The following is a 10,007-nucleotide window of genomic DNA, read 5'->3' as shown; positions in this document are numbered from 1 at the left end:
ATGAGGAGCACGAGGAGCGTCGTGCTCACGAGCACTCGAACCATGGAGATCCACCCTTCGTAATTCGCTCGCACCCGAGGGGGCGAGCTTCCCAGCGCAGTTTAGGCAAGGAAGCTGACAGACGAAAGCAGAGGATGCTCTGCAGCATGCAGCGAAGATCCTGTGGCGTTCCAGGCGCTTCGTCGTCTGGAGGCGTTGACGACCTCGCGTGGTACGACTAGCCTTTGCCTGGAATCCACACGGCGTTGGTTGCGACGGAGATTGCGACTCCGCCCGCTCCCGAGAGCGATTTGCCGCCGCGGGCATCGCCAGTGCAATCCATGGGGTACCGAGGTAACCGAGGAGAGAGGCAATGCCCGTGAAGCCGATTCCCGATGGGTACAGCACCGTTACGCCTTATCTGGTCATGCAGGGGGCGTCGCGTGCGCTCGAGTTCTATCGGCAAGCCTTCGCCGCCAAGGAGCGTTTCCGTATGGACGCTCCTGGTGGTGGAATCATGCATGCAGAGATCCAAATTGGTAACTCCGTGGTGATGCTGGCCGACGAGGCGCCCGAGATGGGTTACCGCGGGCCGCAGGCGCTCGGCGGCACACCGGTGAGCATCGTCCTCTACGTCAACGACGTGGACGCGGTGTTCAAGAGCGCCGTCGCCGCCGGCGCCCAGGTGACGCGGCCGCCCAAGAACGAGTTCTACGGCGATCGGATGGCCACCGTCACCGACCCATTCGGCCACGTCTGGTCGATCGCGACGCACGTCGAAGACGTCTCGCCGGAGGAAATGCAGCGGCGCTTCGCAGCGATGCAGAAACCGGGGTCCTGAAGGCGTGCGGATCGCCGTGCTCGGCGCCGGCGGCGTGGGCGGCTACTTCGGCGGTCGCCTCGCCGAGGCAGGCGAAGAGGTGCATTTCATCGCCCGTGGTGCCCATCTGGAGGCCCTGCGCACGACCGGCCTCCAGGTGGAGAGCGTCGCCGGAGACTTCGTGCTGCAACCGGCGCATGCCACCGCGGACCCGGCCTCCGTCGGGGCGGTGGACGCTGTCCTCGTCGCCGTCAAGACCTGGCAGCTGGCCGAGGCGACGCGGACGATGCGGCCCCTCGTGGGCCGCGATACGATCGTCGTCCCGCTCCTGAATGGCGTGGACGCCCCCGACCTCCTGCGCCAGGCGCTCGGCCCCGAGACCGTGCTGGGCGGGCTCTGCCGCATCATCAGCTTCGTCGCTGCGCCGGGGCTCGTCCGCCACACCGGCGTCGCCCCCAGCATCGCCTTCGGCGAGATGGACGGCGCGCGGAGCGCGCGCGTCGAGCGCCTACGCGCCGTCTTCACACGCGCCCGTGGTGTCGCCGTCGAAATCCCTGCCGATATCCGCGTCGCGATGTGGCGCAAATTCCTCTTCATCGCTTCCTGGGGTGGGCTCGCGGCCTTGGCGCGCGCTCCGATCGGCGTGGTGCGGAGCCTCCCCGAAACGCGCCGGCTCCTGCAGGAGTCGCTGCGTGAGATCCACGCGGTGGCCAACGCGGCGGGAATCGCGCTGCCGGCGGCGGCGATCGAGGAAACCCTCGCCTTCATCGACGGACTCCCGGCAGACGGAACCGCCTCGATGCAGCGCGACCTCATGGAAGGCCGAAGGTCGGAGCTGGACGCCCACGATGGCGCCGTGGTGCGGATGGCCGAGCGCTTCGGGATCGAAACCCCGGTGCATGGCTTCATCTACTCGAGCTTGCTGCCAGTCGAACGCCGGGCCCGGAAGGAGATCGCGTTCAGGCTGTGAAGCGGCCGCTGGGCCGAAGGTTCAATGCAAGAGCGTGAGGCGGATGGATTCGCGGTGCGAGCCGGCCTGCAGCTGGCACCAGTAGATGCCGCGTGCCACCGGACGACCTGCGGCATCGATGCCATCCCAGTGCAAGGCATGCATGCCCGGCGGGCAAGTGCCGTCGAGGAGCGTCGCCACGCGACGCCCCATGGCGTCGTAGATGACGACGCGCACCGGACCGGCGAGGGGAACGCTGAAGCGGATGGAGGCGCTGCGGGAGAACGGATTCGGTGTGCTGGGATACAAACGATAAGGAAGAGTGTTCTCCCAGGGTGCCGTCGACGTCGTGCCGCCACCGCTACCGCCGAGGAGCACGTACGCCCAGCCCGCGTTCTTCCCCGCCCGTGACTCGTCCACCGCACCCGAGGCCCAATGCGTGCCGTACGCCCCGTCGAGGAACGGGAGCAGCCAACGGTCGTCGCCGGTCGCCTTCCAACCACTGAACTGCTGCTGCCAGCGCTCCTGCAGCAAGCTCGCGGCGCGGTAGATCCCTTTCTCCCCGATGCTCCAGATGGAAAGGTTGGGGTCGTAGCGCTCCAGGATGCGCGCCGCCATGACCATCCCTTGCAGCGCACCCCAGGGATAGTTGGTGTAGATCGGCGGGATCGCGAAGGCGCCGCCGCGGCGCACGTCGTCCGGGATGGCGCCATCGATGTCGACCCCCTGCAAAGTGGAGCGGGCCGCATTGATGATGCGCGGCCGTGCCGGATCGAATTGCCACCAGAGATCGCCGAATTGTCCCTGCGCTGGCGTGCCCGTCACCCCCTGTACCCAGAGGTTGCGGACCGTGAGCAGCTTGGCGTCGTCGTGCAGATAGGCATACACCGCGGCCAAGCTGCCGAAGGCGTACATGCCCCAGTTGTTCGGACGTTCCTCCACCGCTTCCAACAGGGTGCGGTGGTCGAGCCCGACATAGGTCTCCGCCATCGCGCGCAACCAGGTGTCGAAGGCGGTGGTTCGATAACCCACCAGATCGGCAGCGAGGACGTAGGCGCCGAGCTCGCGCCCCCAAGCGAGAGTGTTGTCGCCGGGATTCCCGAGCGTCGGCAGGTAGTCCAAGGCTTGGACCACCCGGTCGCGGTAGAGCGTGTTCCCGGTGCGGGCGAAGACGATGCCAGCGGCCAGGCAATTGACATTGTTCGGGCTGTCCTGGTTCGCCGGGTTGGGCGGGAAGAAGACCTGGTCTGCCCCCGCGAGCACCTGCACCCAGGCAGTGCCCTGGAGCGGCGCCGTGGCCAGCTCCGCCGCCGAGCTCCACAGACCCGCGGCGACGGGGACGCCGACGAACTGGAAGTAGGCGATGACGTTGCGGTTGGATTGCATGGGGAGCGCCAGGCTGGGGCTGCTGCCCACCGCGTCGCCACCCCAGCCGGAGAAGATCCAGCCCGGGAACGCCTCCGCCATGAGGCCGACCGTGCTGCCTTGGGCGAAACGCCTTCCCGGCGGCGACACCACCACGTGGCCACTGCCCTGGACGGTGACCGCGAGGTCGTAATGCGGCACCGTGCTGAACAGGGCAGCGACGTCGAGGTCGCTCCGCACCAGACAAGACATCGGATTGGAGGCGCCAGAGAGATCCGCGCTCCAACCGGTGAAGTACCATCCCGAGGCGGGCACCGGCTGCAACGACACCAGTTCACCGTCGACATACAGGCCCCCTGGTGGAGAGAGGGCCACGCTTCCCAGACCCGTGGTGGAAAGCGACAGGGTCTGTGCATAGGCAGGCCGCACCTGCACCGCGAGCGCCGCCCAGTCCGCGAGGAGATTGAAGGATCCGGCCAGGGCGCTCGGGGCCCCAGCGCCGGCATGATCGACCAGGGAGAGCGCTGCGCGCGAACCAGCGCTCCCCTGGCTCACTTCGGTTCTCTCGGTCCAACCGCTTCCGGGCACGTGCGTCGCCTCGCGGTGCGCGACGACACCGAAGACGAGCTTGTCGGTTCCCGGATCGGGAATGGCGACGGAGTAGGTGGTGGCGTCGATGCCGCCGTTGCACGCGCCGCCGATGCCGTTGCTGTTCCCCGCCACGAGGGTGCCGAGCGGTTGCACCCGGTCCACGCCGGACCAGCGGCTCACCACCACGACTGCGTTGTCGGCGGCGGCGGCGAGGACGGCCTGCACGACGGTGGCGTCGGTGACCTTGTTCCCCAGGGCCATCCACAGGGAAACGCCGGACTCGCCCCGCCCGGAGCACTGCGAGCCAACCAGGGTCCAGGTGAGATTGAGACCGATGATGGAGTTGACGGTCCGGTGCGGCTTCGTCGTGACCGCCGCCAGGTACAGGTTCGCATCGATGCCGGCGAGTGGAGCCGCCGTCTCGACGAGCGTCGAAGCGGTGGAGCCGCCGGAGGCGATTTCCTCCAGGACGATGTCGCTGGGGGTGGCAGGAGCGGCGTGGAAGGAGGCGGTGACGGTCTTCGCCGCGTTCATGACGATCGTGCTGGGGTTGGCTGTGCTCTGGAGATCGCCGCTCCAACCGTCGAAGGACCAGCCGGGGCCCGGTGTCGCGGTGAGGCTCACCGAGGTTCCCGCCAGATAGTTGGGAGCCGACGGAGAGAGAGCCACCGTCCCGAGGCCGCTCGTCTGCACCGTCAGCGTGTAGCGCGGGATCTCGGTGAACGTCGCCCAGACCGTCTTGTTCGTGTCCATGGTCAGCTGCGCCGGATTGGCACTGCCGCTCAAGTCTCCGGCCCACGACGACATCTGCCAGCCCGGCCCGGGGACCGCCGTCAAGGTCACCACCGTCCCAGTGAGGTAAACACCACCGTCGGGCGAGAGCGTCACCTGACCCGAGCCGAGCGTCTGGGCGGTGAGGGAGTAGGTCTGGCTCGTTTCGATGACGAGCGTCGGTGGATGCGAATCCTCGCGCCGGTCGAAATCGGCCACTCTCTTGACTTCCCCGTCGTCCCGGAGGAGGAAGGAGACGATGCGGTCGCCGCCGTTCTGCTGGGCGACGAAGGAGGTGACATTGAAGGGATAGATCTGCCCGACGGTGGCGATATCGCCGCGGAAGGAGAGGAGGCTCACGGCGGCGGGCCGCGTGTTCCAGGTCACCGTGGTTTCCGTCCACGAGTCCACCGCGACGGAGTAGGTGTACACGGAAGTCGGACTGCCGTTGGACAAACCCTTGCAGTAGAGCTGCAACGTGGCGGAGACCACCGCACCTTGCAACCCACTGAGGTCGAAGCGGATGAGCGTCTCGCGATCGTTGTCCTCGCCGGCGCCGTTCTTGACCCGCAGCATTGTGTCGGCGTCGAAATTGTCGTTCGCCGTGGGCCCGCCGCGGACGTAGGTGTCGTCCGTGGGCACGAGCGTCGTCACCGCGGCTGGGGCGAGCTCCGGCGCCGCGACCCCGAGCGCGCCAACCGTCCAAGCCAAGAACTGACGAAGGACCCGGGCGGCACCCATGGGTGTGGCCTCCGGAGCGGAGAACTGTCTGCAACGGGGGACTATCTAGTAATGATAGGACATTCGTGGGATGAAGAGATTGCAACCACTCGATGCATGTCGTTTTTCGACTGCTCGAGGAGGGTCTGGGGCAAATCGCCCAAGAAAGGGCCGTGCGCGTTGACGCCAGCAAGCCCCAGGGGCTAGGGTTTTCGCGACCCGCTCGGAAGCCTCGACGCCAGCCCAAGGGAGCCGCCCAGCCAGCGGCCTATTCCCCTCCCTGCGTCCCAGCGCCGGGGGGCACTGGGGTCGCGGAGGACCTCGAACCAGGAAGGTGCGATCGTGCCCATCTCGGCTGATTCGCCGTACGTCCGGATCACCGGCATGCGGAAGGCTTTGGTCACCCATCCCCTGTACGCAGAGCTCGATTCCCTGGCTTCCGTCCGCATCTTCGCCAAGCACCATGTTTTCGCCGTGTGGGACTTCATGTCCCTGCTGAAGGCGCTGCAGCGCACCACCACCTGCGTGCAGGTCCCTTGGGTGCCGGTGGGGAACGCCAAGATCCGCCGCTTCATCAACGAAATCGTCGTGGAGGAGGAATCCGATGCCGACGGGCGTCGTGGTTATGCCAGCCACTTCGAACTCTATTGCGCGGCCATGAAGGACTGCGGCGCCGATCTGCGACCGGTGGAGGCCTTCATGGCGGAGCTCCAGGCCTCGGCGCATTGGAGTCGGGCACTAGACGCGGCCAAGGTCCCCGACTTCGTCCGACAGTTCGTGCGGAACACGATGGACGTAGCGCTTTCGGGGAAGCCCCACTGCGTGGCCGCAGCGTTCTTCTACGGTCGCGAGGACATCATCCCCGACATGTTCCGAGCCTTCGTCAACCGCCTGCACGAGGAATCCAGCTCCGAACTCGAGCGCTTCGTCTATTACATCGATCGTCACATCGAGGTGGATGGCGAGAGCCATGGGCCTCTGGCGCGACACATGACCACCATGCTCTGCCAGCGGAACCGCACCTACCACAAGGAAGCTGCCGACGTGGCGCTGCAGTCGCTCCGTTCGCGCATGCAACTCTGGGACGGCGTGCTCGAGGAAATCCAGTCGGCCAAGCGTCGCAGCCGTCGGCGGCGAGCCACGGCCCCGGTGGCGCGGAAGGCACGGCGGCGCGTCCACGGTTAGTCACGGCCTGGGCCACTGCCTGACAACGGCGTTCACTTCCCTCGTCGAGGCAGTGCACCGCTGTCTCGGTCATCCGTACTTGCCTGCCAGCAGCCAAGAACCTATACTGCGCGGCTGCTCACGGATCGAGCCGATCCGAGGACTGCTCGAGGGAGGGGCATGGCGACGACGCAGTTGCCCGTGCTGGGTGGGCATCCGGAACGTTTCGGGGCCACCGTGCGCACCGACCGCTGGTGGGTGGCGCCGGCAGCCACGGTGTTCGTCCTCTTCGGTTTCGTGGTCTATGCCACGTGGGCAGCCTTTCAGGCACAGCACTATTATGCGGCGCCGTACTTGAGTCCCTTCTACTCGCCGCTCCTCTTCACCAACACGTCGGCCGCGGGCTCGGCACCGGTGTGGCATGCCTTGTTCGGCGAGTGGCCTACCTGGTGGCCGGCCGCCTTGCCGTCGTCGCCGGCTTTCTTGATCCTCATTTTCCCCGGCTTGTTCCGCTTCACCTGCTATTACTACCGCAAGGCGTACTACCGCTCCTTCGCCGCCTCGCCGCCGGCTTGCGCCGTCGTGCCTCTGGGCAAGACCTCCCGCCCCTACAAGGGCGAGACCGGGCTTTTGGTCTTCCAGAACCTGCATCGCTACGCGCTGTACTTCGCCCTACCCTACGTCCCGATCCTCTTCGCCGACGCCATTGCCTCCTTCCTCTTCGAGGGCAGGTTCGGCATCGGAGTGGGAAGCCTCGTGCTCACCGTCAATGCCTGCCTCCTCGCCGGTTACACCTTTGGCTGCCATTCGTTCCGGCATCTCATCGGCGGGCACGACGACTGCATGTCATGCGGGCGGGCGACGCCGCGGTACCGCTTCTGGAAGTTCGCCAGCTGGTTCAACGCCCGCCACATGCGCTTCGCCTGGTTCAGTCTCTTCTGGGTCGCCTTCACCGATGTGTACGTCCGCCTCGTTTCCATGGGCATCTGGCACGACTTCAACACCTGGCACTGAGGAATTCGATGCTGCAAGCCTCCGAGATCCAAACCATCGAGCACGATGTCGTCGTCATCGGCGCGGGCGGCGCCGGCCTGCGCGCGGCGATCGAGTGCAGCGCGCAGGGCCTACGCACCGGTGTGGTCTGCAAGAGCCTGCTGGGCAAGGCCCACACGGTGATGGCAGAGGGCGGGATCGCCGCGGCACTGGCCAACGTCGATCGGCGTGACAGCTGGAAGATCCACTTCCGGGACACGATGCGCGGCGGGAAATTCCTCAACGTCTGGCGCATGGCGGAGCTCCACGCCCAACAGGCTCCCGACCGGGTGCGCGAGCTGGAGGAGTGGGGTGCGGTGTTCGACCGCACCAAGGAAGGTCTCATCAGCCAGCGCAACTTCGGTGGCCACCGCTTTCCGCGGCTCGCCCACGTGGGCGACCGCACCGGGCTCGAGATGATTCGCACCCTGCAGGATCACGGCGTGCACCAGGGAATCCAGGTGCACATGGAGTGCACCGCCCTCGAGCTCCTCCAAGACGGCGGGCGCATCGCTGGTGTCGCCGCCTACTGGCGCGACACGGGCCGGCTCGTGCTGTTCCGGGCCCCGGCGGTGATCCTGGCTACGGGGGGCGCCGGCAAGGCCTGGACCGTCACCAGCAACTCCTGGGAATACACCGGCGACGGTTTCGCCATGGCCTACGAAGCAGGCGCCGAGCTCATGGACATGGAATTTACCCAGTTCCATCCCACCGGCATGGTGTGGCCGCCCTCGGTGCGCGGCATCCTGGTGACGGAGGGCGTGCGCGGCGATGGCGGCGTGCTGCTCAACAGCCAGGGCGAGCGTTTCATGTTCCACTATGTTCCCGAGAAGTTCGCCGCCGAGACCGCCAGCACCATCGAGGAAACCGAGCGCTGGGTGCGGGGCGAGGAAGGGGCGCGCCGCCCTCCCGAGCTGCTCACCCGCGACGTCGTGGCGCGCTCCATCCGGGCGGAGATCAAGGCGGGCCGGGGCTCGCCGCACGGCGGCGTCTACCTGGACATCGCCTCGCGCCGGCCGCCGGAGTTCATCAAGCGCAAGCTGCCGTCCATGTACCACCAGTTCCTGGAGCTGGCGGAGGTGGACATCACCAAGGAGCCGATGGAGGTCGGTCCGACGCTGCACTATTTCATGGGCGGAATCCGCGTCGATGCCGACACGCAGCAAACCCGCGTCCCCGGCCTGTTCGCCTGCGGCGAGTGTGCCGCGGGCATGCACGGAGCCAATCGCCTGGGCGGGAACTCGCTGTCGGACCTGCTGGTGTTCGGGCGCCTGGCCGGTGTCGGCGCCAGCGAGTACGTGCGCTCCCTCGCCGCCAGGCCCACGCCTGCGGCCGAGCAGATCCAGGCGGCGTTTCGACGGGCCACGGAGGTGCTCCGCCGGGAATCGGGGGCCAATCCCTACCTGCTGCACGAGGCGCTGCAGGAGGTCATGGGGAAATACGTCGGCATCGTGCGTATCGAGGAAGAGCTCGTCCAAGGGATCGAGGAACTGGCCGATCTGCAGAAGCAAGCCGAGACCGTGAAGGCCGCCGGGTCGAGCCAGTACAACCCGGGCTGGCACGAGGCGCTCTCGGTACGCTCGCTTCTCATCTCTTCGGAAGCCGTGGCACGGTCGGCTCTCATGCGCGAGGAGAGTCGCGGGGCGCACACGCGCCTCGACTTCGAGGCCGAGCGGGACGAGTGGGTTCGTTACCATGTCGTCGCCCGCAAGCGAGGCGACGGCAAGATGGAAGTCGTGAAGGTGGCGCAGACCGAACCCTCGGCGGAGCTTCACGCCATCGCGCACGCCAAGATCGAGGATCTGGTCAGCGGCCTGGTGGCCACCGAGACCCCCGGGAGCAGCCATGCCTAAGCGCCACTTCCGCATCTGGCGGGGCAATTCTCAAGGCGGAGACTTCGAGACCTACGAGGTCGAGGTCGATCCCGGGATGGTGTTCCTCGACGTCCTGCACCGGATCCAGGCGCGCCAGGCGAGTGACCTGGCGATCCGCTGGAACTGCAAGGCCGGCAAGTGTGGCTCGTGCAGCATGGAGATCGCCGGCAAGCCGCGACTCGCCTGCATGACGCGGATGAACGTCTTCGCCGCCGACGAGGTCGTCACGGCGCAACCCTTGAAAGCCTTCCCGGTCCTCAAGGATCTGGTCACGGACGTCTCGTGGAACTACGAACAGAACAAGCGCATTCCAGCCTTCAAGCCGCGGCAGCGCGATGCGGACGGACAGCATCGCATGTACCAGGCCGATGTCGATCGGGTGCAGGAGTTCCGCAAGTGCATCGAATGCTTCCTCTGCCAGGACGTCTGCCACGTCCTTCGCGATCGTTCGGGCAAGCAGAAGTTCGTCGGACCGCGCTTCATGATCCGCCTCGCCAGCCTGGAAATGCACCCGCTGGACACGCGGGACCGGATCCCCGCCGTCAAGGACCAGTTCGGTTCGGGGATGTGCAACATCACCAAGTGCTGCACCGATGTCTGCCCCGAGCACATCAATATCACCGACAACGGCATCATCCCGCTCAAGGAGCGGGTCGTCGATCGCTATTACGACCCGGTGCTGAAGCTGCGGCGCAAGCTGTTCGGCAACGGTGCAGGGAAGCGGTCGCAGGAGTAGTCGCTA

7 protein-coding genes are annotated in these 10,007 nt (G+C 66.7%); 6 read left to right on the top strand and 1 reads right to left on the bottom strand.

The features are described 5' to 3' along the window. Positions 1–352: 352 nt before the first annotated feature. Together VFE28_00225 and VFE28_00220 are read left to right on the top strand one after the other, a co-directional pair. Entirely contained in the window at positions 353–820 is a 468-nt protein-coding gene (locus VFE28_00225; protein HZM14399.1) for a VOC family protein, read from the top strand. Between the two features lie 4 nt (positions 821–824). After that, a complete protein-coding gene (locus VFE28_00220; GenBank protein HZM14398.1) occupies positions 825–1,769 on the top strand; it encodes a 2-dehydropantoate 2-reductase in 945 nt (314 codons plus the stop codon). A gap of 21 nt (positions 1,770–1,790) precedes the next feature. Here the strand turns inward: VFE28_00220 and VFE28_00215 are convergent, their stop codons facing one another. Continuing rightward, on the bottom strand, positions 1,791–5,216 hold the full coding sequence (locus VFE28_00215) for a DNRLRE domain-containing protein (GenBank protein ID HZM14397.1): 3,426 nt from the start codon (positions 5,214–5,216) through the stop codon (positions 1,791–1,793). A gap of 321 nt (positions 5,217–5,537) precedes the next feature. Here VFE28_00215 and VFE28_00210 point away from each other — a divergent pair, with 321 nt between their 5' ends. From VFE28_00210 to VFE28_00195, 4 genes are all read left to right on the top strand, one after another. Next, positions 5,538–6,380: a DUF3050 domain-containing protein gene (locus VFE28_00210; protein ID HZM14396.1), complete on the top strand. Its 843-nt coding sequence runs from the start codon at positions 5,538–5,540 to the stop codon at positions 6,378–6,380. 159 nt (positions 6,381–6,539) lie between these two features. Then, positions 6,540–7,373, top strand: coding sequence for a succinate dehydrogenase (locus tag VFE28_00205; GenBank protein ID HZM14395.1), 834 nt, complete (start codon positions 6,540–6,542; stop codon positions 7,371–7,373). A gap of 8 nt (positions 7,374–7,381) precedes the next feature. After that, positions 7,382–9,244 carry a fumarate reductase/succinate dehydrogenase flavoprotein subunit gene (locus VFE28_00200; protein ID HZM14394.1) on the top strand — a complete coding sequence of 621 codons (1,863 nt, stop codon included), beginning with the start codon at positions 7,382–7,384 and terminating at the stop codon, positions 9,242–9,244. Then, a complete protein-coding gene (locus VFE28_00195) occupies positions 9,237–10,001 on the top strand; it encodes a succinate dehydrogenase/fumarate reductase iron-sulfur subunit (GenBank protein HZM14393.1) in 765 nt (254 codons plus the stop codon). Before VFE28_00200 ends, VFE28_00195 begins: the two co-directional genes overlap by 8 nt. Positions 10,002–10,007 lie beyond the last annotated feature (6 nt).

This window comes from Candidatus Krumholzibacteriia bacterium (genome assembly GCA_035649275.1).
Classification (GTDB): Bacteria; Krumholzibacteriota; Krumholzibacteriia.
Note: the sequence above shows the minus strand (reverse complement) of the source record. Positions and strands in the feature narration are given on the sequence as shown.

Coding starts and splice junctions, on each gene's coding strand:
- VFE28_00225 (HZM14399.1), top strand. CDS start 353: ATGCCCGTGAAGCCGATTCCCGATGGGTACAGCACCGTTACGCCTTAT.
- VFE28_00215 (HZM14397.1), bottom strand. CDS start 5,216: ATGGGTGCCGCCCGGGTCCTTCGTCAGTTCTTGGCTTGGACGGTTGGC.
- VFE28_00205 (HZM14395.1), top strand. CDS start 6,540: ATGGCGACGACGCAGTTGCCCGTGCTGGGTGGGCATCCGGAACGTTTC.
- VFE28_00200 (HZM14394.1), top strand. CDS start 7,382: ATGCTGCAAGCCTCCGAGATCCAAACCATCGAGCACGATGTCGTCGTC.
- VFE28_00195 (HZM14393.1), top strand. CDS start 9,237: ATGCCTAAGCGCCACTTCCGCATCTGGCGGGGCAATTCTCAAGGCGGA.